Below are 24,696 nucleotides of genomic sequence, written 5' to 3'. Positions count from 1 at the left end.
CTTCATGGCAAGATCGGACGGTGACCGAGCAGAGCTTCTACGACGCAGTGGGCGGGCACGACACCTTCCAGGGGATCGTCGACCGCTTCTATGCCGGCGTCATCGCCGACGACGTCCTGGCCCCCATGTACCCGCCCGAGGACCTGCCCGGCGCCAACCGCCGCATGGTGACGTTCCTCGAGCAGTACTGGGGCGGACCGGCAACGTACTCCGAGGAGCGCGGCCACCCGCGCCTGCGCATGCGCCACCAGCCTTACAAGGTCAACCCGCTCGCCCGCGACAGGTGGATCACCCACATGACGAGCGCCGTCAAGGACGCCCGCCTCTCACCGATGCACGAGTCCCAACTGCTCGACTACCTCGAGCGCGCTGCTCACTCGATGCTCAACACCTTCGAGGACTGACTCATGGCCGACGCCGCCCCTTTCACCGCGCTGCGCGCCGTCCTCGCCCTCGAGCAGCAGGACGAGAACACGTTCGTCGGGCGCAGCCTGCCCCAGCTCAACGGACGCGTCTACGGCGGCCAGGTGCTCGCACAAGCGCTCCTTGCGGCCGGCGCCACGATCCCCAGCGGACGGCTGCCGCACTCCCTCCACGGCTACTTCTTGCGGCCGGGAGCGCTCGACGAGCCGATCCGCTTCGAGGTCGAACGACTGCGTGACGGCCGCTCCTTCTCGGCCCGCCGCGTCCACGCGCTGCAGGGCGGTAAGCCCATCCTGTCGATGACGACGTCGGCGCAGGAGGATCAGCCCGGGATCGACCAGCAGCAGCGCATGCCCGACGCACCCGACCCCGAGTCGCTCTCCTCCGCCGTGACGACGCTCGCCTCGATCGAGCACCCCGTCGCGAAGTTCTGGACGAGCACCGCCGCGTTCGACGTCCGCCACGTCGGCGCTTCCCTCTACCTCAGCCCCGACCGCGACGGTGACGACCGCCAGATGGTGTGGCTGCGCGCCCGTGGGACGCTCGGCGACGACCAGCTCATGCACCGCGCGATGATGATCTACGCGTGCGACCAGCTCATGCTCGAGCCCGTCATGCGACGCGCCGACCTCGACTGGGGCACGCGCGGACTCTCGATCGCGAGCCTCGACCACGCGATGTGGTGGCACCGCGACGCGCGTGCGGACGAGTGGCTGCTCTACGTGCAGTCCTCACCGTCTGCGCAGGGCGGCCGCGGGCTCGGCTCGGCACGGGTCTTCGCGCAGGACGGGACGCTCGTCGCCTCGATCGCCCAGGAGGGCATGGTGCGCGTCCCGGACGTGGACTGACCCGCGCACGACCATGCCCGACGGGCCCCGGGCGCCCGACGAGACCCGACGACGCCCGACCGCTACGTGAGCGACGCAAGCTCCCCCGCGAGGTTCGCACGCGCCGGAGCCTCCCACCGCCTCGTGCCGAACGGCGTCGAGAACAGCCGCTCGAGCGCGAGCAGACTGCGCAGCACGTCGGCTCGGCCCACGCGCCACGCCTCATCGGTGACGTGCGCGTACTCGCGCCGTACCTGGCGCACGTAGCGCGCGTACTTCTCGGGTGAGCCCGCAAGGACCGCCAGGTCGGCATCGGAGACGAGCGCGCCCGGAAGGTCCCCCGGCTCAGGATCATGGTGGGCGGTCACGAGCACGAGCCGCACGACCTCCTCGACGTCGACCGACGTGAGCGCCGCGCGATCCTGCGCCACGAGCGGGCCGAGCAGCGTCCGCGCGAGGTCCGCCGAGCGGCGCTCGTCCTCGAGCGCCTCGCCGTCGTGCACGGCGTCGTGGAACCACAGCGCGAGAAGGACGGTGCGCGGCACCTCTCCGTGAGCCTCACCTGCCACCTCGACCGAACGCAGGCACGCAGCCAGGTGCTCGAGCCCGTGATACGCCCGGTGCGGCTGCGACCAACGACCGAGAAGGTCACCGCCGATCGCCTCCGCGCCCGGCACGAGCACCCGCCAGCGCTGCGCCAGGTCGTCACGCCGTGCCCGCGCGCGCTCGCGCGCCGTGACCCGCAGACCCGACGCCGTCAGCCGCTCAACCATCACCCGCGCGGACACCGAGCGAGCGCCGAGCGCCACGAGCTCGTCATGGCGCTCGGCGGGAACGTCGTAATGATCAAGGTCGAACGCTCGACGTGGCACGTGCGCGCGCTCCGCGAACGCGTGCAGCTCTGCGAGCGAGACGTCTGAGACGAGATGCGCCCACGTCGTGCCGTGCGCGGCCCAGCGCGGTGCGTCGAGGAGGATCGCCACGCGCTCAGCGCACCCGGCGTCGCATCGCTACCGGTTCGTCGACGAACGGCTCCCACGCCGCACGCTCGGACGCGTCGATCCGGCGAGGAACGCCCGAGGCCGCCTCGACGAGCACCATTGTCGTGATGGCCCGCGCGTACACGGTCCCGCTCGCGTCGGTCACCTCGTAGTGGATCTCGAGGCTCGCACCTCCGAGGCGTCCGAGCCACAGTCGCACGATGACGGGCTGACGCTGGTAGCGCAGCGGCGCAAGGTACTCGATCTCTTGGTGGGCGACGAGCGTCGCCGTCGCGGCCCCCGGGCTCGCGTCAAGGATCGCGGTCGGTCGGCTCACGACGCCGTCGGCCTCCGGGTGGCGCCAGAACGCCTCGATGCGGGCCTCTTCTAGAAGGCGCAGCATCTCGACGTTGTTGACGTGCGCGTAAGCGTCCATGTCGGACCAGCGCAGCTGGACCGGAATCTCGATCGTCGTCACAGGCCGAGGCTACGCGGTCAGCGCGACGAACGCTGCGGCACGCCTCGGACGGCCCGTCCTCACCATGACGGAGCGCACGACGAGCCCCATCGCTAGCGGCGGCCGGCCGCTCTCGACGCGTGCTCGCGCACGCGCTCGAGCGCATCGAGCCGCTCCCGCACGGGACCAAGAACCGTGCCGTGCGCAACGACCGAGACCGCGGCCTCGAGTCGGAGCCGCGCACGCCGGGCGCGGCGCGCCGCCGTCACGCGCCCGCACACGCTTGCGACGAACGCGACGAGCAGCCCGACGACGACCCCGCCGGCCACCGCTGCCGCGGGCCACGCGACCCGCACCTGCCCCGCCGAGCTCTCCAGCACCAGCTCGGGAAGCGGAAGCGTCACGCCCAGCAGCCCGAGCCCGCCCACCCCGAGCACCCACGCAAGACCCGCAACGACGACGACGAGCGCGACCGTCTGCACGATGCCGAGCGCACGCGCCCACGCGGGGGCACGCTCAACGCCCAACCGCACGCCGACGACGGCCATGTCGAGCTCGTCGGCGAGGCGCGCACCGTCGACACGACCCGCCGCGGGCGGCCGCCACACGTCAGGCAGCGCGTCGAGACTCGCCGCGACGTGCTCCCGCACAGCCTGCGCCGCCCGCGCACGCACCGCCCCCGTCGGCTGGGGCACCGAGGACCGCTCGACCTCAGGACGGTTCGCCGCGCCCCGCCCCGCTCCCCCGCGCCCGAGCCCGAGCCGCCCGAGCGGATCCGCGCGGAAGCCCGCGACCCAGCGCGTCACAGGCCACCCCGCGGCCCGGTGCACCTGACGCCGCGTCGACGCCGCCACGGCGTCGACAACCTGCGCCGTGCCGGCCGCCTCGCTCAGCGCGCGGACGAGCGCGCCCTCGACGGGAGCCGCACCGCCCTCGCGCCGGGATGCCCCGCCCGACGCGTCGAGGAGACGCTCGGCCGCGCTGCGCACGTCGACGAGCAACCGTTGCGCCGCCTCGGCACGCCTGTCCGCAGCCGCCTCGAGCACGTCACGCAGCTCATCAAGGCCAAGCCCCGTCGTCGCCGACGCCGCAAGCACCACCGCACCCTCGAGCCCGTCGCGCGCGACGAGCTGACGCAGGTCGCCGAGCACCCGCTCACGATCGGCAGGCTCGAGCTTGTCCGCATGGTTGAGCACGACGACCGCCACGCCACCGTAGGCGGCGAGCGGCCGCAGGTAGCCGTCGTGCAGGGCGGCATCGGCGTACTTCTGGGGGTCCGTGAGCCACACCATGACGTCCGCGCGCTCCAGGAGCCGGTCGGCACGCAGCCGGTGCGCAACCTCGACCGAATCATGGTCAGGAAGGTCGAGCAGCACGACGCCGTCGGGCACCCGCGAACCCTCCGGGACGAGCGTGCGCTCACGGACGTCGAGCCAGTCGAGCAGCGCCGTCGGGTCCGAGCCCGGCGCGCACACGGCGACAGGCTGCGACGTCGTCGGACGCAGGATGCCCGGCCGGGCCACCTCAGCCTCGGCAAGCGCGTTGAGCATGCTCGACTTGCCCGAGCCCGTCGACCCCGCAAGGGCGACGACAGTCCGGTCCGCGCCAACCCCCAGGCGTTGACGCACTCGCGCGATCACGTCGGGAACGTCCCCGAGACCCGTGGCTTCACCGACCGCGTCGTCGGGCAGCCAGCTCGATGCCACCTGCCACGCCGCGCCGAGCGCGTCGAGACGCTCCGTCAGACCCGCCTTGCGCGCCTTCACGCACGCCCCCGCCGCCACCATGGCCGACGGCCAGGCTCACCCTCGGCCGAGGACGCCTCACGTGCGGGCGCGGCGGCGCCCACCGCGCGCCCACCCTCAGGCCCGGGCGGCGGCGGCACCGCGAGGGCCGGTCGCGCCCGGCGCTCCGCGGCCGCCGCCTCACGCACGCGCACCGCCGCAGCGTCGAGCCGACCCGGCGCATCGTGCGCGGGCGCGACCGCATGCACGCGCTCGCGGAAGCGCGCCGCGTCGGCAGCGCAGACCGCCGCGACCCGTGCGGTCAGACGCTCACGCGCCGTGACCGCGAGACGCCGCACCGCGTCATCGCCGAAGACCGCCTCGAGAAGACGCTGCGCGACGAGGGCGGTGCCCCCGGCGATGCCGAGCTCGGCACCCGTGAGCCCACCCGTCGAGGCAAAGACGACGACCATGAGCGCAAGCCCCATGCCGTTGACCCCGAACGACAAGGCGCGCGCCGCACCACGCTTCGAGGCACCGGTCGTGCGCACGAGGTCAAGGACGTCGTCCTGCCAGCCGCGCACGGCCGCGGCAGCGTCCTCGCGCAGACCCGGTCCACCGCGCACCAAGCCCTCGGCAAGGACCCGACCCGCGGGATCCGCGCGCCACGCGTCCGAGGCCCGCTCCGCCGCAGCGTGCACCGCGTCGACGACGACGGCCTCGAGATCATGCCCGACGGCCCGCACGGCAGCGGGCGCATCAGCCGCACGACCACGCACGAACGCGCCGATGCGATCACGCACCCGCCCGACCCCGCGCTCGACGCGCCGCACCAGATCGCCCGTCCCCACGAGGTCCTGCCAGCGCGCGAGCACCTCACCGCGCAGCATCGTGCCGTCCGCAGTCGCCGCGTCGACGTCGCCCAGCGCGCGCCCGTACGCGTGCGCAACCGCGTCCTCGAGTCGCACAGCGGCCCCCGCCTGCGCGGCCGCAGCCGTCGCAAGCTCGCCCAGCACCGTGACGAGGTCGTCGAGGCCGCCGTCGAACGTCTCGCGGACCACGCGCGCACGCCCCGCGGGCGTCGCGACGTCCGTAAGCCACGCACGCACCGCACCGAGCGCCTCCTCGCCGAGCAGGCCGTCCACGAGCCGAGCCTCAGGAACCTCCAGAACCGGCGTGCCACCCAGCCCGCGCTCCGCGAGCATCGAGCTCACGTGCTCGGCAACCGCGCCCGCACCCGCGCCCTCGACCCGGTCAAGGACGAGCGCGAGTCGCGTCCGGCGGCGCGCCGCCGCACCGAGCAGCTCCCACGGAACAGCGTCGGCATAGCGCGCGGACGTCGTGACGAACAGCCAGAGGTCCGCAGCGCCCAAGAGCTCTGCGGCGAGCTCCCGGTTCGCGGCGACGACCGAGTCGACGTCGGGCGCGTCGAGCAAGGCGAGACCGGGGCCGACCGCCTCGGTCGCAACGAGCCGGACCGTCCGGTGCACCGCACCGGCCGCAACGGGCTCGCCCGCGCCCGCCCGGACGAGTCGCGGCAAGATCCGGTCGGACGCGAACCACTCCGCGTCGTCCGGGTGGTGCACGAGCACGGGCGCGAGCGTCGTCGGACGCAAAACCCCGGCCGCGCTCACCGGAGCCCCCACGATCGAGCTCACGAGCGTCGACTTGCCGGCCCCCGTCGATCCCCCGACCACGACGAGCACGGGCGCATCCTGGGCCCGCGCCCGCGGCAGCAGATGATCCTCAAGACGCGCAAGCGTCGACCCGCGCAGGGCCTCGGCCACCGCACGCTCCGGCGCCGCCAGCGGGAGCGCAAGCTCCCGGACCGTGTCACGGGCCGCCTCGAGCGCGCTCGCGAGCGCAGCCCTCTCGGGCCGCGGGGCCTCGCTGCCACCCGACGGCTCCCGCACCTCGACGGAGTCCATGGCTCCATCATGACCGAACCTGGCCCCCGCACACGTCGAGAGCCGCCCCCGCACGTGCGGGAACGGCTCTCGACGGACGCGAGGTCAGTCGCGCGTGAGCTTGCGGTACGTCACGCGGTGCGGACGCGCCGCGTCGGCGCCCAGACGCTCGACCTTGTTCTTCTCGTAGGAGTCGAAGTTGCCCTCGAACCAGTACCAGCGCGCGGGGTCCTCGGCCGTGCCCTCGTACGCGAGGATGTGCGTCGCGACCCGGTCGAGGAACCAGCGGTCGTGCGAGACGACGACGGCACAGCCGGGGAACTCGAGAAGTGCGTTCTCGAGCGACCCGAGAGTCTCGACGTCGAGGTCGTTCGTCGGCTCGTCAAGGAGCAGCAGGTTGCCGCCCTGCTTGAGCGTGAGCGCGAGGTTGAGACGGTTGCGCTCACCACCCGAGAGCACACCGGCAGGCTTCTGCTGGTCCGGACCCTTGAACCCGAACGAGGCGACGTACGCGCGCGACGGGATCTCGACGTGACCGACCTTGATGAAGTCCAGGCCGTCAGAGACCACCTCGAACAGCGTCTTCTTGGGGTCGATCCCGCCACGGGACTGGTCGACGTAGGAGACCGAGACGGTCTCGCCGATCTTCAGCTCGCCCGCGTCAAGCGGCTCAAGGCCGACGATCGTCTTGAACAGGGTCGTCTTACCGACACCGTTCGGACCGATGACACCGACGATGCCGTTCCGCGGGAGCGTGAACGACAGACCATCGATGAGCGTGCGTCCGTCGAAGCCCTTGTTGAGGTCGGTGGCCTCGAGGACGAGCGAACCGAGGCGCGGGCCCGGCGGGATCTGGATCTCTTCGAAGTCAAGCTTGCGGGTCCGGTCGGCCTCCGCCGCCATCTCTTCGTAGCGCGCAAGACGCGCCTTCGACTTGGCCTGGCGCCCCTTGGCGTTCGACCGCACCCACTCGAGCTCTTCCTTGAGGCGCTTGGCAAGCTTGAGGTCCTTCTTGCCCTGGACCGCGAGGCGCTCCTGCTTCTTCTCGAGGTAGGTCGAGTAGTTGCCCTCGTACGGGTAGAGGCGACCACGGTCGACCTCACAGATCCACTCGGCAACGTGGTCGAGGAAGTAGCGGTCGTGGGTCACCGCGAGCACAGCGCCCGGGTAGGACGCGAGGTGCTGCTCAAGCCAGAGGACGGACTCGGCGTCGAGGTGGTTGGTGGGCTCGTCGAGGAGGAGCAGGTCAGGCTTCTCCAGGAGGAGCTTGCACAGCGCGACGCGTCGGCGCTCACCACCCGACAAGACCGTGACGTCGGCGTCCGGCGGCGGGCACCTCAGGGCGTCCATCGCCTGCTCGAGCTGGGAATCGAGGTCCCACGCGTCCGCGGCGTCGATGGCCTCCTGGAGCTTGCCCATCTCTTCCATGAGCTCGTCGGAGTAGTCCGTCGCCATGAGCTCGGCGATCTCGTTGAAGCGGTCGATCTTGCCCTTGATCTCAGCAACCGCCTCCTCGACGTTGCCGAGGACCGTCTTGTCCTCGTTGAGAGGCGGCTCCTGCAAGAGGATCCCGACCGTGTAGCCCGGCGCGAGGCGCGCCTCACCGTTGGAGGGCTGGTCGATGCCCGCCATAATCTTGAGGATCGTCGACTTTCCGGCGCCGTTGGGGCCCACGACACCGATCTTCGCTCCGGGGAGGAAGTTCAGAGAGACGTCGTCGAGGATCACCTTGTCGCCGTGCGCCTTACGCGCCTTGTACATGGAGTAGATGAACTCAGCCACGGGTAGTTGGACCGCCTTGTTCTGGGAGCCGGGGATCTCTGGAGTGCTGGGGTGCTCTCGCGGCGGATGCAGCGCGGCCAGCCCTCACGGCACGGCCGCGCAGCGACGACGCGACGCACGATCCCACCCAGCCTACGCGGTTCCCGCCGCCGACGTTCCCCGGCGCGGCCTTGCCGACACCCCGGACGCATGACAGCATGCCGGGCGTGACGGACGTGACGACGACTGGGCCTGACGCGGCCGCCCTCACTGCGGCGGTCCCCCGCACGTTCGAGGGCTACACGGTCGTGTCATTGTTCGCGCCCACGCTGATCGCCGGCCTGCTCGTCGCCTTCGACAACCCGGTCGCCTCGATCGTCACGTTCGGGGTCTGGCTCACGGTCGCAGCCCTCTGGCTCCAACAGCTCGCGCTCCTCGTTCGCGCGGGCCTCCTGCCACGACGGTGGTGGGCTGCTGGCTGGCTGCCCCGCTGGACCACGCACCCCGCGGCCATCGTCGCCGGAGGGGGCCTCGGCCTCGGGCTCCTGTGGCACGGGATCGACACCGCCCGTCCCGCGTGGCTGTGGTCGCTCCCCGTCGCCGTGACGATCGCCAACGCCACCGTCACCGCGATCGTGCGCTCGCCCGACGGTTCTCCGCCCCGGCTCGCGCGCCGTCACACAGCGGTTCTCGTCGCCGCGGTCGCGGCGCCGTCCGTGCTCGCAACCGCGCTCACCCGGTCCGGTGAGGGGCTCGCGCCGCTCGCGGTCACTCTCGCCGCGCTCGTCGTCCAGGTCGGGCAGGTGTGGTGGCTCGACGTCGTCGTGACGCTCGAACGCTCGCGCACCACGTCGATGGCTCTCGTGCGGACCGAGGAACGCCTGCGGTTCGCAGCCGAGCTGCACGATGTGCAGGGCTCTGAGCTGCAGAACGTCCTCACGCGCGCCGACCTGGCCCGCACCCTTCTGCGGCGCGGTTCCGAGGGCGACGCGGCGCGAGCAGCCGAGATCGTCGACGACATCTACGCGGCGACCGCCGACGCGCTGCGCCAGACGCGTGAGATCGCGCACGGGTACCGCGCCGTCGAGCTCCCCGCCGAGGTCACAGGTGCCGCGGACGTGCTCGCTGCTGCGGGCATCACCCTGCGCGTGGCCGGCCCGCTCGACGCCGTGCCGCCCGCGGCCCGCCGGCTCGTCGCACTCCTCGTCCGCGAGGGGACGACGAACGTGCTGCGGCACTCGGGGACCTCCGTCGTCGACCTCGTCGTCACGCAAGTCGGTTCCGAGGTACGAGTGACCTTCGAAGACCCTGGCCCGCCACGGACGAGCGAGCTCGGCCTCACCCCCGGAGGTGGCCTTGCGAGCCTTGCGGAACGTGCGCACGCCGCAGGGATGCGGCTCGAGCACGGCCCCGTCGACGACGGATGGCGCCTCACGCTCACCCTCACCGGATCGGACACCCCATGACGACGACGCCAGCCCCCCGCACCGCCGAGCCGCAGGTCACCGTCCTCGTGGCGGACGACGAACAGCTGCTGCGCTCGGCGCTCGCCCAGGTGCTCGACCTCCAGCCCGGCATCCGGGTCGTCGCCCAGGCCGCTGACGGCCTCGAAGCCGTCACGCGGGCACGGGAGGTGCGCCCCCACGTCGCGCTCCTCGACCTCGACATGCCCGTGCTCGACGGCCTCGCTGCGACCGCCCAGCTGCGCGCCGAGGGCATCGCCGTCGTCGTCATGACGCGCCACGCGCGCCCGACCTTCCTGCGGCGGGCTCTCGAGGCCGGCGCGGCGGGGTTCGTCCTCAAGACGACCCCGGCCGACCGCCTCGGCACCATCGTGCTCGATGTCCATGCCGGGCACCGCTATGTCGACCCCGAGGTTGCGGCGCTCGCGCTCACCGCCCGGACGAGCCCGCTGAGCGAACGCGAGCTCGAGGTCCTCGCGCTCGTGCGCGATGGACGCAGCGCTCGGGACATCGCCGCGACGCTCTCGCTCGCGCAGGGGACGGTCCGCAACTATGTCTCGGGTGCCATCAGCCGCCTCGGGGTGACGACGGGCCGGGAGGCCGCGGACATCGCGTGGGACGAAGGGTGGATCTGACTCCTCACGCGGGGTCACGGCGCTGCACGACGACGAGCGTCACCGCGACGAGCACGAGCGTGTAGCCGAGCGAGATGGCGAGCGCCTGACCCGTCGGGACCTGGTCGACGTGGTCGCGCACCGCGCTGAGCGCGTGCCCGGGCAGCCACATCCGGACGTCTCGTGGGAGCAGGGTCGCGACGAGCGGCTCGAGGACGAGGATCCAGCCGAGGACGCCCCCGATCGCGCCCGCGGCGTTCCGGACGAGGAACGCCGCACACGTCGCGACGATCGCAAGGGTCACCGCCGCGAGCAGCGCACCCGCGAGCGCCCACGTGCCGTGGTCGGAATGCCACCACGCCGGCTCGACAGCGGCGGGAAGGGTCCCGTGCAGGGTGAGGATCTTCGCGCCCGCGGTGAGGATCGCGGCGCATGCACCGACGAGCGACGCGACGAGGACGGCCGAGGCGGCCACGCGCCAGCGGCGAGTGTCAGCGAGGTAGTGCCAGAGGATCTCCCCGTCGCGGTGCGCCGCACCCCACAACGCCGCGAGCACGACGGCGAGGAGCAGCCCCGTAATCGGGTCGACGAGCGTCTCGGCCTGTCCCCAGGGCATCCGTACGTCGACCGCCGCGTTGCCGGTGCCCGAGGTCGTGACGAGCCCTGCGGTGACGAGCGCTGCGAGCAGGGTGAGCGCGGGAAGGGCGATGCGGAGGGTGCGGGTCGTCGCAGCGGATCTCACGTCGGCGCGCACGTGGCGGGTGAGGCTCATGGGCGGACCTCCAGGGGGTCGGTGAGGCGGAAGAAGAAGTCCTCGAGCCGCTGGCCGTCCGGCAGGAGGTGGTTCCGCGGGCCTTGTGCGGCCACGCGCCCACGGTCGAGGACGACAATGTCGTCAACGATGTGCTCCGCCTCGTTGAGCAGGTGGGAGCTGACGAGGACTGCGGTGCCGCGGTCGGCCTCGGCCCGCATGACGCCACGCAGCCACCTGATGCCCTGGGGGTCGAGCCCGTTGAGCGGTTCGTCGAGGACGAGCAGCTCGGGCTGGCCGAGCAGGGCCATCGCGACGCGCAGCCGCTGCGTCATACCGAGGGACAGTGTGGAGACGCGCTGGCGCGGGTCTGGCAGGCCCACTCGCTCAAGGAGGCCGGTGACATCGACAGTGAGCCCGCGACGGGTGGCCGCGGCCGCAAGCACCGCCCCGAGGCGCGACTCGCGACGGAAGCCCGCGACCTCGAGCGCCGATCCCACCGCGGCTGGCTCGACGGGTCTTCTCACCTGCCCCGAGTCGGGGGTCGTGAGCCCGAGGACAATCTTGAGGAGCGTCGTCTTGCCCGCGCCGTTGGGGCCGAGCAGACCCGTCACGGCACCCGGGCGGGCCTCGAGGCTTGCGGCGTCGAGGACGCGACGGCCACGGTAGGTCTTCGTCAGCTCATGACAAGACAGCATGGGGGCCTCCGGGGTGGGAAGGGAGCGAACCCGTTGCGGGAGCGAGGGCGGCCTCAGGAACGGCCCGCTCGCGGGCGACGGACCGTCGCAGTGCGGCGAGCCGGGCGAGCCCGCGGCGCCACTCGGCGTCCGTGAAGAGCAGGACGTCGGCGGCGATCATGAAGGCCGAGAACACGGGGAGTCCCATGAGTAGCCCGATCCCGGCATGCATGCCGAGGAGACCCACGAAGACGAGGTGGCGTGCGCGACGGCTGGTGAGGCAGAAGACGAACGCCACCTGCAGCAGGACCGAGCCGTAGGTGAGCACGGTGATGGTCAACGGGGAGCGGACGAGGAGGGCCGTGAGCTCGGGCCACGCGTTGTACTCGGCGACACGCGTGATGTAGTACACGGCGGTCCCCTCCTGCCACATGCGCCCCTGCGCCTTGAAGAGGCCCGAGCTGAGGTAGAGGACGCACACCTGCGCGACGCACGCGACGAGCGCGAGGTTGTGCACGAGCGTGCGTGGGCCCGCAGCGCGCTGGAGCTGCTCGTGCCCGAGGTCACGCGTGCGCCGCCGGCGGCGCGCACTCAGCGACCAGTGCGCGTCAAGCTGCGCAAAGATCATGTAGACGAGCAGGATCCGGACGAGGTTGTCACCGCCGTTGGTGACGTACGGATTGCGCTCGTGCAGACCCCACAGCAGCACCCAGAGCGCCGGGGTGACGAAGGCGGTACGCCAGCCCACGACGAGCAGCGCGGCCGCGGCCGCGAGCGCGAGCAGCCCGAGGTCAACGGCGAGGTAGGAGTTGCCGAGCCCAAGGAGCGAGAGGCCGAGGCGCTCGTCGCGCTCCATCTTCTCGACGGTGTACCAGGAGTCGGGGCCCCACAGGGCGTAGCGGACTGGGACGTGGATCGCGAGATCGACGAGGATGATCGACCCGACGAGGATCCGCAGCGCGGACATCCCGTAGAGGCCGTGACGCGTGCTCGTCAACACCTCGACGAGGTGGTCGACCGGGCGCCGCACTGCGGTCGCAAGCGCGTTCATGAGATCGCTCCGTGCGCGTCGAGCCACTCGGAGGTCGAGTGCGAGATCTCTCCCATGCCCGTGTCGGCGCGGTCGGAGTATCTCGGGAAGACATGCTGGACCAGGCGCAGCTGCACCTGTGCGGCCTCGCGTGCACCCGCGTGGTGGCGCGCCGTGTCCCGAAGGTCGCGCAGCGCCTCGCGGTAGGTGGCCGTGTCCTCCGGGCTCGCGCCCGCCAGATCCTCGGGTGTGAGGAAGACACCGACTTCCGACGCGTCTGCGTCGGTTGCGTCGAGGAGTGTCTGACGTGCGTCGATGAAGCGCGTGATGACCCCGGAGACCTGATACCCCGCACGCGTGGGCAGAAGGTTGTGGTGCTTGTCCTCGAGGAAGGGCGTCGTCACATCGACGAACGAGCCTTCCACGCCCGCCACGTCACGGGTACGCACGAGGAGGCCCTGGTCGATCGCGATCGGGTCCGGCGCGAAGAGCTTCCAGTTCTGCTCGAACACGGGGCCGATCCACGCCGTCACGAGTCGTTCATGTTCGACCTTGAGCGGGTTGACCGGGGTGACGTGGAGCGCGGTCATGGCGAAGTGGGTGGCGAGGAGGGTCAGTCCTGCACCAGTGGCGAGCGTCGCCTTGAGAGTGGGCATCGTCGTCGTCCTTGTCTGAGAGTGCCACGGGGCAGGGCGTGCCCTGCCCCGTGGCGGCGGTCAGTCGAGCATTCCTGCGGACAGCGCGGGGGCCGTGTCCCAGATGCCGATGACCTTCTTCGCCGCCCAACCGGCGACGACCTTGCCCGCACCGGCGGCGGCCCCGGCGATGAATGCGGTGGCGACGACCGCGGGAACTGCCGCAGGTGTCGCGTTGCCCGCGACGACATCGTCATGGGCTGCGACGGAGTACGCGGCCGAGGCGGCGTACGTCGGGGCGGTCGCCACGTCGTCGACGACCGCGGCCGAGGCCGGAGACGTCGTCGCGAGGATGAGAGCGCCCGAGGTGGCGAGCGCGAGCATGGAGCGGTGCTTCTTCACGGTCTTCCTTTCGAGGGGTGGCAGTGTCGCCGCGGGCAGGGCTGGGTCAGCTGACGGCGCACGTCGCCGGACCGGGGAGACGGTGACGGTTCTGTGCAATCCAGCGGTAGACCCAGCGTGCAACCTCGCGTGACGGCTGCTCGAGGATGAGCCGACCTAGGAGGCGGGTGTCCCGTGCCGGTGACCGGCGCAGGCACTCCCCGATGGCCAGGTGGCCGTCGAGACGACGCCCCTCGGCAGTGACGAGGACGGCCTGCCTCTCGAGCTCCTCCGGCGTGAGGCCGAGAGCCGTGACATCGGTGCGCTGCCACGGAACGAAGTCGACGGAACCGTCGCCTCGCTCCGCCAACCACGCGACCGAGCGGGCGCAGAACCCGCAGTCGCCGTCATAGAGGAAGATGTCCCCGTCATGTGCCATGTCGGCCTCCTAGGTCGGTGTCGAACACGACCAGAGTGCCGCTGCGCTGCAGGTCAGCGTCAGTGTCGGCACGTCAGGACTCCATGTGACACACCGTCACACCCGCTCGCTCGACGACGCCCCGCTCGCCTCGTCGTCCGCCGGTGTCAGAGCGCCCGCGCGAGCTCGCCAGCGACGACGTCGTCGCTCGCGGACAACGCCTCCTCGTCCTGCCGGGCGCCCGTGCTCGCGGCCTCGGTCTCGAGCACGTCGAACGGGTCGCGTCCGCTCTCGTCATCGGGACCGATCCGCGTGAACGCGCCCTCGGGGGCGCCGTCGGACGCGCCCTCGACGGGGGCCTGCGTCCGGATGACCCGCGTGAACTGTGCCTGCCCCCGGGTGAGGTCGTGACCGATCGTCGCGCCCCGCAGCGCGAGCTCGGCCCGGGGCCCGTCCGTTCCGTCCCAGCGGTCGAGGACGAGGCGTCCCGTGAGGATGACGGGATCACCGATGTGCACCGAGACCGCGACCGAGGCGGCAGCGTCGTCCCAGAACGTCGCCGAGTACCACGTCGTCTCGCCGTCCGTCCACGTCCCGTGCTCGTCGCGGAAGCGGTGCGTCGTGGCGACGCGCACCGTGGTGCGGCGTCGCTCATTGGCCGTGACGGTGATCGCGGGCTTGTTGCCCACCCACCCGATGATTGTGACCGGAGCGCTCATGCGTCCTCCCAAGAACTGGGGCGACCTCATGCCGCCCAGGAGGTCTCACGGTGCACGTGCCCCGGCGCTGCCGCAGCAGCCTGCCGACGAACTGTGGACCCGGGCTGCGCCCGGGTCGCTGTGGTCAGCGCCTAGGAGGCAGCGCCCTCATCGCCCGCCAGGGCATCGCGCCGACCCGTGGCCCGCGAGCGTGCCTCCCGTGACACAGCCGCGAGCGCGAGCGTCCGCGCCTCAGCGTGCGCAGCCAGAACCTCGTCGGCCGGGGCCTCGAGCAGTTCCTGGACGACACGCTCCAGGCCGGACCGCACGGCAGATCCGAAGCGCTGCGCACGCGAGCGCGAGAGCGCTCGGCTCGCACCCCGCCACGCGAGCGCGCCGACGACGACGAGCACAGCCGCGACCGCCGCAACCCCCGCGACGAGCATCCGCATGCTCGCCTCCCCGCGGTCGGACACCGTGAGCACGAGCCACGCGGCGAGCGCCACGACCGCGAGCGCACCGCACACGAACGTGAGCCCGCGCCAGCCCCGCACGCGAGCACCCTGACCTGCGGGCAGCCGCACCGCGCGCACCGCGGCCGTCGCACGTCGAGCAATGTCCTCGTCCCCCGGGGTCCCCTCGACGAGCGACTCGCGCCACGCCGGGCCCAGGTGCGCGCCCGCCTGGTCGAGCCACGCCTCACGCAACGGCGTCACCGACGCCGCCGTGAGCGCACCGTCCGCGCCGGCCCGAGTGCCGTCGTCGCGCGTGTGGGCTGCCGTCACCATTCGCTCGGGCAGGCCCGCCACGTCGGCAAGCGCGTCGACCGTCGCCTCGACCCCGGGCGCCGAGCGCCGCGCGACCTCGCCGGGAAGCACCTCGATGAGCGACTCCGCGGCGCGCGAGAGCTCGGAGGCCACGCGCGCAGCAGCCCGTGACCGCTGCCCGACGATCGTCGCCAGCCGCGAGCGGATCTGCGCGACACCATCGCCCGTGAGCGCAGAGGCGCCAAGCACCTCGACCGCGCCGAGCCCATCGATCGTCAGCAGGTTCTGAACGTCCGCAAGAATCTCCTCGCGCTGCCCCTCGGGGACCGTGTCGAGCTGATTGAGGACGACGAGCATCGAGCCCTCGACACCGGCCATCGTCTGCAGGTAGCCCGCGTGCAGCGCATGGTCGGCGTACTTCTGAGGGTCGACGACCCACACGATGAGGTCGGCCATCGGCACGACCCGGTCGACCGTCTCACGGTGCACGGTCGCCACCGAGTCGTGGTCGGGCAGGTCGAGCAGCACGAGGCCAGACAGGTGCGCCTCCTGGTCACCGTCGAGCGAGGAGAAGCGGTTGATCCGTCGGTCGCGGTCGACGCCGATCCAGTCGAGCAAGGCGTCAGCGCGCTCCGACCACGCGCAGGCCGTCATGAGCGAGGTCGTCGGACGGCGCACGCCCACGTCCGCGAAGGTCATGCGGGCAATCGCGTTGAAGAGCGACGACTTGCCCGAGCCCGTCCCGCCGACGAGCGCGACGATCGTGTGCTCGACGCCCAGGTCCAGACGCCCCTCGGCCGTGCCCAAGGCCTCCGAGACAGTTCCGCGCACCGCTGCGGGAACCCGCTCGCCCACGATCTCGAGCGCCGCTCGAAGATCAGCGACGCGCCCACGCAGATCGGCCTCGTCCGCTCGTGCTCCCATGCGTCCTCCCTCGTCAGCGCTCAGTCCATCCTGCCCCACGGAACAGCCGAGGACCTGATCGACCACGCGACACGACGCCGCGTCGTCCGCACATCGCTCAGTGCTCAGCGTGCGCGGACCTGCCGCCGGAGCTCGGCGAGACGCAGGCGCAGGCCCGTGACGGCCTCCCGGGCGAGCCCGGGAACATCGAGTCGCTCGACGTACGGCCCAGCCTCGTCTTCGACAATCTTGCGGCCCACCGCGACGACGTTCGCCCGTGCGGCGTCGACGAGGTCGCCCGCGGCCGAGCCCGCAACGCCCGCGAGCACGCGCTCGGCTCCCGCCACCCCGACGGACGCAGCCGTCGCCACAGCGACGAGCCCCTCCCGCGTGAGACCGCGATCAGCCGCCCGGAGAACCGCCGGCTCGAGCATCGCCACCGCGTCCGCTACGCCCCCGAGCCAGGCATCGACCTCGGACCGAACCATCTCGTCGCGCCACTGCGCGAGCTCACCGTCGGACTGCACCGCGTCAAAGAGCGCAGCGCCTCCCGCGAGCCGGTCGCTCTGCTCGCCGAGCCGTTCCCCGATCGTCTCCGAGCTCGTCCGCGCTGCGGCCAGCACCTGGGTGACGAGCGTCTCGCGCACCCGCGTCGTCACGACCTCGAGAGCCGCCGCGCGTCGCGCAAGAGCAGCCTGTCGCGGGCGCCGGAAGCGTCCCGCGACGGGACGCACGATGCCAGGCTCCGCGTCGATCGCCGCCAGCCACGCTGCTTCAACAGCGCCCGTCGACAAGGTCCCGTCGACCGTCGCCTCCGCCAGGTCACCCAGGCCCGAGGGCACCGCGTCGGCCACTGCGGCCCGCAGCGCGACCGCGGCGTCTGCCTGGTCCTCAACCGCCTCGACGAGCGCGCCAACCTGGTCGACGAGCGCGTCGAGCGCGCCGCGCAGCGTACGGACGATGACCGTGCGCGCCTGATCAGCGCCCGCCACCGTGCGCAACCACCGCGCGATCGGCGCGACCGAGGCCGTCGGCAGCATGCCCTCGTGCGCACCCTCGTCGCGCACGACGAAGAGCGCAGACGACGCAAGCCCGTGCTCGCGCAGCCGCGCGACGAGGTCCGTCCGCACCTCCCCGACCTTCACGTCCGAGACGCGGTTGAGGACCATCGCGACCGACGCACCCCGTTCCTTCGCGTCCGCGAGCACCTGCCACGGCAGCGCGTCACCGTACCGGGCGGCCGTCGTGACGAAGAGCCCGAGATCGGCTGCAGCCAGGAGGCGCACCGCAGTCTCGCGGTTGGACGACATGAGCGAGTCGAGGTCGGGAGCGTCCAGAAGAGCGATGCCGCGCGGTACCCGCTCGTGCTCGACGCGCAACGCGACGCCCACGTCGAGGCGGGCAGCCAGCTCGGCGTCGTCCGGGTGCGTGACAAGCACCGGCTCGCGCGTCGTCGGACGCAAGACCGAGGCCTTCGAGACCTCGTCGCCCAGGAGCGAGTTGACGATCGTCGACTTGCCCGCGCCGGTCGAACCGGCCACCACAACGACCGCGGGCCGCGACAGCTCGCGCAGACGAGGCAACAGATGGTCGTCGAGACGCTCGAGAATCGTGCGCTTGAGCGTGCGCGCCTGCCGCGTGCCCGGCGTGTCAAGGACGAACGAGGCGTCAACGACCTCACGGCGCAGACCGACGACGACATCGAGCAGCGTCGCGTCGGGCACATGCTCGGGAGTCAGCTCGTCAAGGGTCACCCGTTGATTATCTCGTGTGTCATGAAGGCCCACCAAGCGAGCGCGCCGCAACGCGCGACACACATGTGCTGGACCCCCCGGCACCGCAGACCTGCGGCCCGACCAGTACGGTCGCGCGCGCGCGGTCAACGGTAGGGTCGCGGGGGTCCCCCGTGACCCCACCGGCCCCGACCCTCCTGGAGTGAGCATGAGCGCGCCCACCGGCGACCCGCAGCGCTACCGTCCCCGCCCCACCGTCGCCGACGTCCTCCGCTCGCCCCGCCTCCTCACCACGGAGCTCCTCGCCGGGCTCGTCGTCGGGCTCGCACTCATCCCGGAGGCGATCGCGTTCGCCCTCGCAGCCGGCGTCCCCGCCGAGGTCGGGCTGTTCTCCTCGATCGTCATGGCGATCTCGATCTCGTTCCTCGGCGGCCGTCCCGCGATGATCACCGCGGCGACCGCGGCCGTCGCCCTCGTCATCCGCCCCGTCGCCGACCAGTACGGACTCGACTACCTCATCGCGACCGTCATCCTCGCGGGCGTCATCCAGATCGCGCTCGGCGCGCTCGGCGTCGGGACCCTCATGCGGTTCCTGCCCCGCAGCGTGATGATCGGCTTCGTCAACGCGCTCGCGATCCTCATCGCGGTCGCCCAGCTCGAGCACTTCAACGGCGCGACGTGGCTCACGTACGCGATGATCGCCGGAAGCCTGCTCATCCTGTGGCTCTTCCCCAAGATCACGACGGCCGTTCCCGCGCCGCTCGTCGTCGTCATCGTCATGACGCTCGCAGTGTGGCTGCTCGACCTCAACACGATGACGGTCGGCGGGCTCGGCGAGCTCCCCGGCGGCCCGCCCACGCCGTTCCTCCCCGACGTCCCCCTCACGGTCGAGACGCTGAAGATCATCGCGCCCTACGCGCTCGGCATGGCCGCCGTCGGACTCATGGAGTCCCTCATGACCGCCAAGCTCGTCGACGACATCACCGACACGCGCTCGAGCAAGACGCGCGAGGCCATGGGCCAGGGAGGCGCCAACATCCTCTCGGGCTTCTTCGGCGGGATGGGCGGCTGCGCGATGATCGGCCAGACGATGATCAACGTGCGCGCCTCAGGCGCCCGCACACGCGTCTCGACCTTCGCAGCCGGCATCTTCCTGCTCGTCCTCGTGTCGTTCCTCGGACCGCTCATCAACCTCATCCCGGTCGCAGCCCTCGTCGCGATCATGTTCATGGTCGCGTTCCTCACCTTCGACTGGCACTCGGTGGCGCCGTCGACGCTCAGGCGCATGCCGCGGAGCGAGACGATCGTCATGCTCGTCACCGTCATCCCCGTGCTGGTCACGCGCAACCTCTCGGTCGGCGTCATCATCGGGGTGCTCGCTGCCGCCATCTTGTTCGTCCGCCGCGTCGCGCACTTCACGACCGTGACGCGCACCGTCAGCGAGGACGGCACACGCGCCGACTACGCCGTCGACGGAGAACTGTTCTTCGCGTCGTCGAACGACCTCACGACCCAGTTCCAGTACGCCGACGACCCCGGCCACGTCGTCATTGACCTGTCACGCTCGCACGTGTGGGACGCGTCGACCGTCGCGGCGCTCGACGCGATCGAGCAGAAGTACCGCGCCCACGGGGCCGAAGTGAAGATCGTCGGTCTCAACCGCACGAGCGGCGAGTTCCACGGTCGACTCACGGGGCAGCTGCCGGCGCAGTAACGGCCGAGCCGGCCGTGCGGCCGAGCCAGCCGTGCGACAGGCCGCGCACGGCAGAGAGCGCCCCCGACAGGACTCGAACCTGCAACCTACGGATTAGAAGGCCGTTGCTCTATCCATTGAGCTACGGAGGCCCCTCGATCTTACCGGGGCTCCGACCTGCGTCGGTGCGCCGCTCCGCCAGTGCAGGCAGGCCCACGTCGACAAGGACGACGACGCCCAGCACCGCGACGGCGAGCGCGGCGCCAGCGAGCACGTCCGTCGTGAAGTGGTAGCCCAAGTACAGGCGCGAGCCCCCGACGAGCACGATGAGCACGACCGACACGACCACCCAGGTGACAAGCGCGCCAGCCCCGCCCCGGCGCGACCACACGAGGTACCCGAGAACGAGCACGAGAGTTGCGGCGCCGATCGTGTGGCCCGACGGGAACGAGAACGTGGACTCGACGCCAGGGACTGTCATCGCCGTCTCGTCAGGGCGCGGCCGCCCGACGATCGCCTTGACGACGCTCGAGACGCCGACCGCGAGGAGCATGGCCCCCACGAGCAGCGCCGGGTCGCGCCACCGGTGCGTGCGCCACCACCACAGGCCGCAGCCCACCGCGACGATGATCGGCAGGAGCGTCGGCCCGAACGCGTTCGTCACACCGGTGAGCGCGATCGTCAGCCAGGCCGTCCGGTGCGCGACGAGCCACTCGAGGACCGGGTGGTCGACCGTCGCGAGATCGTCGTTCTCGAGGACGCCGTCGAGCAACGCGCCGAACATGACCGATCCGAGCACGAACAAGGCCAGCCCGACCGCGACGCCGAGCGGGGTCGGGAACGCGAGGGACGCCGGGCCCCTCGGCGGGGCTGGCTCAGGTGCTCGCGGTGGCGCAGCATCAGATGGGGTGAAGGCGTGCGACATGGTTCGACGCTAGCCGCGGACCACCCCGTGCGCCCCCGGGTGCGTCGCCCGCGTACCCTGGAGGACGTGTCACGAACCCTCAACAACGACCGCATCGTCTGGATCGACTGCGAGATGACGGGCCTGGACCTCGGCGCCGACGCGCTCATCGAGGTCGCCGCCGTCGTCACTGACTCTGAGCTCAACGTCCTGGGCGACGGCGTCGACGTCATCGTCCGGCCCGAGCCTGCGGCGGTCGAGCAGATGAACGACTTCGTCCGCTCGATGCACACGACCTCGGGCCTGCTTGCCGAGCTCGATGCGGGCCTCACGATGACCGAGGCGGAGGAGATCGTGCTCGCCTACGTGCGCGAGCACGCGCCCGACGCGGGCCGGGCACCGCTCGCTGGCAACTCCGTCTCGACCGACCGTGCGTTCCTCGACCGCGACATGCCCGCGCTCGCCGGGCACCTGCACTACCGGACGATCGACGTCTCGTCGATCAAGGAGCTCGCACGCCGCTGGTACCCGCGCGTGTACTTCCGTTCGCCCCAGAAGAACGGCGGACACCGCGCCCTCGCCGACATCCTCGAGTCGATCGACGAGCTGCGCTACTACCGCGAGGCTCTCTTCGTGCCGCAGCCTGGCCCCGATTCTGACGCCGCCAAGGCGATCGCGGCGCGGATCGTCGAGACGTCCGTCACGCGGCGACCCGACGTGGTCCCGGAGGCCTGAGAAAGACTGTATGCTTCTTGTCGGCCCGATGAGTCTTGGCTCGTCGGACTTGCTGCGTCAGCAGCAATGGTGGGTATAGCTCAGATGGTAGAGCACCTGGTTGTGGTCCAGGGGGTCGCGGGTTCAAGTCCCGTTACTCACCCCAGCACGAAGGCCCGGTCCTTGCGGACCGGGCCTTCGTCGTTCGCGACGGGCCGAGGCCGCTCTCGTCACGCCCGCGCACGTTCCCGATCGGACGGGGGTGACACCGCCGGCGTGGCAGGATCGCGGCATGTCCTCGCCGCTCGACGCCCAGGTCCCGACGGGCCCCGTCTCCGTCCCGGCGCAGGTCGCGCGCCTGGCCCACGCGGCCGAGGACGTCCGCGCGGTGTGGGTCAACGGCGCCGGAGGGACCACCTTTCGTCTCTGCGGTCCGACCGGGGTGCGCTTCGTCAAGTGGCACCCGGGCCCGGCTGCCACGCCCGGTGCTCGCACGGTCGACGGGCGTACGGGACCGCCCGGCGAGGGCGCGCTCACCGAGGAGGCTGCGCGCCTCGTGTGGGCACGTGAGCACGGGGCACGCGTTCCCGTCGTCCTTGACCTCGGAGCCGACGCTGAGGGCACCTGGCTCCTCACGCAGGGGATTGCCGGGCTCTCAGCCGTCGCCGAGCCGTGGCTGGCCCGGCCCGTCGTCGCGGCCCGCGCGATTGGCGTGGGCCTGCGTGCCCTGCACGACGCGCTGCCCGTCGCGGACTGCCCGTGGACGTGGGGAACGGACGTCCGGCGTGCACGCGCCCGCGCCCGCGCGGCGTCCTCGGGCCCGGACGGGTGGACGCCTGAGAGTCTCAGTCCCGAGCACCACGGCCTCGGCGCCGAGCAGGCGCGTGCGCTGCTCGAGGACGTCCCGAGCGTCGACCGGCTCGTCGTCGCCCACGGCGACGCGTGCGCACCCAACACGCTCCTCGCGGACGACGGCTCCTACCTCGCAACCGTCGACCTTGGCTCGCTCGGCGTCGCCGACCGGTGGGCCGACCTCGCTGTCGCGTCGTGGAGCACGACGTGGAACTACGGGCGCGACCTCACGGCTGAGCTGTGCGCGGCCTACGGGGTCGAGCCCGACGCGCGCCGTCTCGCGTACTACCGGCTCCTGTGGGACCTCGCGTAGCACCGCCGGTAGGCGGACGTCGAGGCCGCGGGTAGCCTCGCCGCATGACCGACTACTTCGCGGGCGACACCCGCACCAACCGCGAACGCATGCTTGCAGGCGACCTCTACATCGCCGACGATCCCGACTCGGGTCGCATCGCCCGTGAGGCGTTCCGCCTCACGACCGAGTACCACCGTGCCGAGGCCGCGGGCGAGGAAGGTCGCCCCCTTCTTGAGCGGGCACTCGGCACGCTCGGCGAAGGCGCCTACATCAAGCCACCGCTCTACGTCGACTACGGCGAGAACATCCACGTCGGCCCGCGCACCTTCATCAACTACAACCTCACGGCGCTCGACGTCGCGACGATCACGATCGGCGCCGACTGCCAGATCGGCCCGAACGTTCAGCTCCTCACCCCGACTCACCCGGTCGAGCCCGCTCCGCGCCGCGACAAGCTCGAAGCGGCGCTGCCGATCACGATCGGCGACAACGTGTGGCTCGGCGGCGGCGTCATCGTGTGCCCAGGCGTGACGATCGGCGAGAACACGGTGGTGGGCGCTGGGTCCGTCGTGACGAAGGACCTGCCGGCGAACGTCGTCGCCGTCGGCAGCCCGGCCCGCGTCATCCGCGAGATCTGACCCGTGGTCCCCGTCGGGCGGGTCTGACCCGCCCGACGGAGACGCTCAGTGAGCGGGGGCGTCTAGACGTAGCTCGCGTAGGACGGCAGGTCGAGGACGCCGTTGCCCGAGAGGCCGATGACGATGACCTCGTCCGTCGTCGCGGCACGCGCGTGCGCGATCGCGCCCGCGACACCGTGGGTCGACTCGGGTGCCGGGATGATGCCCTCGGTCCGCGCGAACAGCAGACCCGCCGCGAACGCGTCGTCCTGCTCGATCGCGATCGCGTCCATGAGGCCGAGGTTGACCGCGTGCGAGACCATCGGGCTCATGCCGTGGTAGCGCAGTCCGCCGGCGTGGATCGCAGGCGGGACGAAGTCCTTGCCGAGGGTGTGCATCTTCATGAGCGGCGTGAGCCCCGCGACGTCACCGAAGTCGTAGCGGTACTCCCCCTGCGTGAGCGAGGGGCACGCGGCCGGCTCGCACGCGACGAGCCGCGTCTCGGTGCCCTCGCGCAGGTTCTTGCCGAGGAACGGGAAGGTCAGCCCCGCCAGGTTCGAGCCGCCACCCGCGCAGCCGAAGACGATGTCGACCCGATCCTCGACCTCGGCAATCTGCTCGAGCGCCTCCTGGCCGATGACCGACTGGTGGAGCATGACGTGGTTGAGGACCGAGCCGAGCGCGTAGTGCGCGCCCGGGTCCTTGACCGCTGCCTCGACGGCCTCGGAGATCGCCATGCCGAGCGAGCCCGTCGTGTCCGGCATCTCCGCGAGGATCGCGCGACCCGCCTCGGTGAGCTCCGACGGCGAGGAGTGGCAGACAGATCCGTAGACCTCCATCTGGGCGCGGCGGTAGGGCTTGGAGTCGTAGGACGCGCGCACCTGCCAGACCTCGCACGTGAGGCCGAGCAGCGCGGCCGCGAACGACAGCGACGCACCCCACTGGCCGGCACCCGTCTCGGTCGTCAGCCGCGTGATGCCCTCGAGCGCGTTGTAGTACGCCTGCGGGACCGCCGTGTTCGGCTTGTGCGAGCCGACGGGCGAGACGCCCTCGTACTTGTAGTAGATGCGGGCGGGCGTCCCGAGCTCTTTCTCGAGCGCACGTGCCCTGATGAGCGGCGAGGGACGCCACAGCGCGTAGATCTCACGCACCTTCTGCGGGATCTCGACGTACCGCTCGGTCGTGACCTCTTGCTCGATGAGCGCCATGGGGAACAGCGGCGCCAGGTCGGGCGGGGTGAGCGGCTCGCGCGTGCCCGGGTGCAGGTGCGGGGGCACGGGCTCGGGGAGGTCCGCGGCGAGGTTGTACCAGTGCGTCGGGACGCTCGAGGGGACGACGGTTCCGAGCGGCTCAAGCCGCGGGCTCGGTGCGGGCTGCGTGGTCATGGTTCTCCTTTGACGTCGACCTTGCACGCAGGGTAGCCCGGCGGTGACCTGCGTCACGCTGAAAACGGAAGAAGACGCACCACGTCT

24 protein-coding genes and 2 tRNA genes are annotated in these 24,696 nt (G+C 71.6%); 9 read left to right on the top strand and 17 right to left on the bottom strand.

The window, feature by feature from the left end; genetic code table 11:
* Positions 1–20 precede the first annotated feature (20 nt).
* Positions 21–404 carry a globin gene (locus tag ACTVCO_RS07550; protein ID WP_443727779.1) on the top strand — a complete coding sequence of 128 codons (384 nt, stop codon included), beginning with the start codon at positions 21–23 and terminating at the stop codon, positions 402–404.
* Positions 405–407: 3 nt separating this feature from the next.
* The gene (locus ACTVCO_RS07545; protein WP_443727778.1) at positions 408–1,271 is read left to right on the top strand and encodes an acyl-CoA thioesterase; all 864 of its coding nucleotides are present in this window, start codon (positions 408–410) and stop codon (positions 1,269–1,271) included.
* A 62-nt stretch (positions 1,272–1,333) separates the two neighbouring features.
* Here ACTVCO_RS07545 and ACTVCO_RS07540 read toward each other — a convergent pair whose 3' ends face one another.
* The 5 genes from ACTVCO_RS07540 to ettA form a co-directional block, all read right to left on the bottom strand.
* Complete coding sequence (locus tag ACTVCO_RS07540; RefSeq protein WP_443727777.1) at positions 1,334–2,233, bottom strand: DUF4031 domain-containing protein; 900 nt, start codon at positions 2,231–2,233, stop codon at positions 1,334–1,336.
* A gap of 4 nt (positions 2,234–2,237) precedes the next feature.
* Positions 2,238–2,708, bottom strand: a complete 471-nt coding sequence (locus ACTVCO_RS07535; protein WP_443727776.1) for an acyl-CoA thioesterase — start codon at positions 2,706–2,708, stop codon at positions 2,238–2,240.
* 92 nt (positions 2,709–2,800) lie between these two features.
* Positions 2,801–4,453, bottom strand: coding sequence for a GTP-binding protein HSR1 (locus ACTVCO_RS07530; RefSeq protein ID WP_443727775.1), 1,653 nt, complete (start codon positions 4,451–4,453; stop codon positions 2,801–2,803).
* Positions 4,450–6,339, bottom strand: coding sequence for an ABC transporter (locus tag ACTVCO_RS07525; protein WP_443727774.1), 1,890 nt, complete (start codon positions 6,337–6,339; stop codon positions 4,450–4,452). Before ACTVCO_RS07525 ends, ACTVCO_RS07530 begins: the two co-directional genes overlap by 4 nt.
* Before the next feature lie 84 nt (positions 6,340–6,423).
* Positions 6,424–8,100 carry an energy-dependent translational throttle protein EttA gene (gene ettA, locus ACTVCO_RS07520; protein ID WP_443727773.1) on the bottom strand — a complete coding sequence of 559 codons (1,677 nt, stop codon included), beginning with the start codon at positions 8,098–8,100 and terminating at the stop codon, positions 6,424–6,426.
* Positions 8,101–8,306: 206 nt separating this feature from the next.
* Here ettA and ACTVCO_RS07515 point away from each other — a divergent pair, with 206 nt between their 5' ends.
* The gene (locus tag ACTVCO_RS07515; RefSeq protein ID WP_443727772.1) at positions 8,307–9,545 is read left to right on the top strand and encodes a sensor histidine kinase; all 1,239 of its coding nucleotides are present in this window, start codon (positions 8,307–8,309) and stop codon (positions 9,543–9,545) included.
* Positions 9,542–10,177 carry a response regulator transcription factor gene (locus ACTVCO_RS07510; RefSeq protein ID WP_443727771.1) on the top strand — a complete coding sequence of 212 codons (636 nt, stop codon included), beginning with the start codon at positions 9,542–9,544 and terminating at the stop codon, positions 10,175–10,177. Before ACTVCO_RS07515 ends, ACTVCO_RS07510 begins: the two co-directional genes overlap by 4 nt.
* A 4-nt stretch (positions 10,178–10,181) precedes the next feature.
* On the opposite strand, the gene ACTVCO_RS07505 is transcribed toward ACTVCO_RS07510, so the two are convergent.
* The 9 genes from ACTVCO_RS07505 to ACTVCO_RS07465 all read right to left on the bottom strand — a co-directional run bounded on the left by ACTVCO_RS07505 (position 10,182) and on the right by ACTVCO_RS07465 (position 18,170).
* Positions 10,182–10,928 carry a hypothetical protein gene (locus ACTVCO_RS07505; RefSeq protein ID WP_443727770.1) on the bottom strand — a complete coding sequence of 249 codons (747 nt, stop codon included), beginning with the start codon at positions 10,926–10,928 and terminating at the stop codon, positions 10,182–10,184.
* Positions 10,925–11,605 carry an ABC transporter ATP-binding protein gene (locus ACTVCO_RS07500; protein ID WP_443727769.1) on the bottom strand — a complete coding sequence of 227 codons (681 nt, stop codon included), beginning with the start codon at positions 11,603–11,605 and terminating at the stop codon, positions 10,925–10,927. Before ACTVCO_RS07500 ends, ACTVCO_RS07505 begins: the two co-directional genes overlap by 4 nt.
* Positions 11,589–12,635 (bottom strand): HTTM domain-containing protein, encoded by a 1,047-nt coding sequence (locus ACTVCO_RS07495; protein WP_443727768.1) that lies wholly within the window; start codon positions 12,633–12,635, stop codon positions 11,589–11,591. The genes ACTVCO_RS07500 and ACTVCO_RS07495 overlap by 17 nt, the downstream gene beginning before the upstream one ends.
* A complete protein-coding gene (locus ACTVCO_RS07490; protein ID WP_443727767.1) occupies positions 12,632–13,270 on the bottom strand; it encodes a DUF5819 family protein in 639 nt (212 codons plus the stop codon). Before ACTVCO_RS07490 ends, ACTVCO_RS07495 begins: the two co-directional genes overlap by 4 nt.
* A 60-nt stretch (positions 13,271–13,330) precedes the next feature.
* The gene (locus tag ACTVCO_RS07485; protein ID WP_443727766.1) at positions 13,331–13,651 is read right to left on the bottom strand and encodes a hypothetical protein; all 321 of its coding nucleotides are present in this window, start codon (positions 13,649–13,651) and stop codon (positions 13,331–13,333) included.
* A gap of 46 nt (positions 13,652–13,697) precedes the next feature.
* Positions 13,698–14,069 (bottom strand): thiol-disulfide oxidoreductase DCC family protein, encoded by a 372-nt coding sequence (locus ACTVCO_RS07480; protein ID WP_443727765.1) that lies wholly within the window; start codon positions 14,067–14,069, stop codon positions 13,698–13,700.
* A gap of 146 nt (positions 14,070–14,215) precedes the next feature.
* On the bottom strand, positions 14,216–14,767 hold the full coding sequence (locus tag ACTVCO_RS07475; protein ID WP_443727764.1) for a single-stranded DNA-binding protein: 552 nt from the start codon (positions 14,765–14,767) through the stop codon (positions 14,216–14,218).
* A gap of 131 nt (positions 14,768–14,898) precedes the next feature.
* Positions 14,899–16,437, bottom strand: a complete 1,539-nt coding sequence (locus ACTVCO_RS07470; RefSeq protein ID WP_443727763.1) for a GTPase — start codon at positions 16,435–16,437, stop codon at positions 14,899–14,901.
* A 104-nt stretch (positions 16,438–16,541) separates the two neighbouring features.
* Positions 16,542–18,170 carry a dynamin family protein gene (locus ACTVCO_RS07465; protein WP_443727762.1) on the bottom strand — a complete coding sequence of 543 codons (1,629 nt, stop codon included), beginning with the start codon at positions 18,168–18,170 and terminating at the stop codon, positions 16,542–16,544.
* A 187-nt stretch (positions 18,171–18,357) separates the two neighbouring features.
* Between ACTVCO_RS07465 and ACTVCO_RS07460 the strand changes: the two genes are divergently transcribed.
* Complete coding sequence (locus ACTVCO_RS07460; protein WP_443727761.1) at positions 18,358–19,863, top strand: SulP family inorganic anion transporter; 1,506 nt, start codon at positions 18,358–18,360, stop codon at positions 19,861–19,863.
* Positions 19,864–19,921: 58 nt separating this feature from the next.
* Here the strand turns inward: ACTVCO_RS07460 and ACTVCO_RS07455 are convergent.
* Together ACTVCO_RS07455 and ACTVCO_RS07450 are read right to left on the bottom strand one after the other, a co-directional pair.
* A tRNA-Arg gene (locus ACTVCO_RS07455) sits at positions 19,922–19,994 on the bottom strand.
* The gene (locus tag ACTVCO_RS07450; RefSeq protein ID WP_443727760.1) at positions 19,985–20,767 is read right to left on the bottom strand and encodes a phosphatase PAP2 family protein; all 783 of its coding nucleotides are present in this window, start codon (positions 20,765–20,767) and stop codon (positions 19,985–19,987) included. Before ACTVCO_RS07450 ends, ACTVCO_RS07455 begins: the two co-directional genes overlap by 10 nt.
* Before the next feature lie 66 nt (positions 20,768–20,833).
* Here ACTVCO_RS07450 and orn point away from each other — a divergent pair, with 66 nt between their 5' ends.
* The 4 genes from orn (at position 20,834) to ACTVCO_RS07430 (ending at position 23,245) form a co-directional block, all read left to right on the top strand.
* On the top strand, positions 20,834–21,481 hold the full coding sequence (gene orn, locus ACTVCO_RS07445; protein ID WP_443727759.1) for an oligoribonuclease: 648 nt from the start codon (positions 20,834–20,836) through the stop codon (positions 21,479–21,481).
* Positions 21,482–21,550: 69 nt separating this feature from the next.
* Positions 21,551–21,626: transfer RNA gene (locus ACTVCO_RS07440), tRNA-His, on the top strand.
* Positions 21,627–21,752: 126 nt separating this feature from the next.
* The gene (locus tag ACTVCO_RS07435; protein ID WP_443727758.1) at positions 21,753–22,625 is read left to right on the top strand and encodes a phosphotransferase; all 873 of its coding nucleotides are present in this window, start codon (positions 21,753–21,755) and stop codon (positions 22,623–22,625) included.
* 44 nt (positions 22,626–22,669) lie between these two features.
* On the top strand, positions 22,670–23,245 hold the full coding sequence (locus ACTVCO_RS07430) for a sugar O-acetyltransferase (protein WP_443727757.1): 576 nt from the start codon (positions 22,670–22,672) through the stop codon (positions 23,243–23,245).
* 62 nt (positions 23,246–23,307) lie between these two features.
* On the opposite strand, the gene ACTVCO_RS07425 is transcribed toward ACTVCO_RS07430, so the two are convergent.
* On the bottom strand, positions 23,308–24,609 hold the full coding sequence (locus ACTVCO_RS07425; RefSeq protein WP_443727756.1) for a TrpB-like pyridoxal phosphate-dependent enzyme: 1,302 nt from the start codon (positions 24,607–24,609) through the stop codon (positions 23,308–23,310).
* Positions 24,610–24,696: the final 87 nt, after the last annotated feature.

Origin of the sequence: Sanguibacter sp. A247, assembly GCF_052324925.1 — a bacterium.
GTDB lineage: Bacteria > Actinomycetota > Actinomycetes > Actinomycetales > Cellulomonadaceae > Flavimobilis.
The sequence above is the reverse complement of the archived record's forward strand: the minus strand, read 5'-3'. Positions and strand labels throughout refer to the sequence as shown.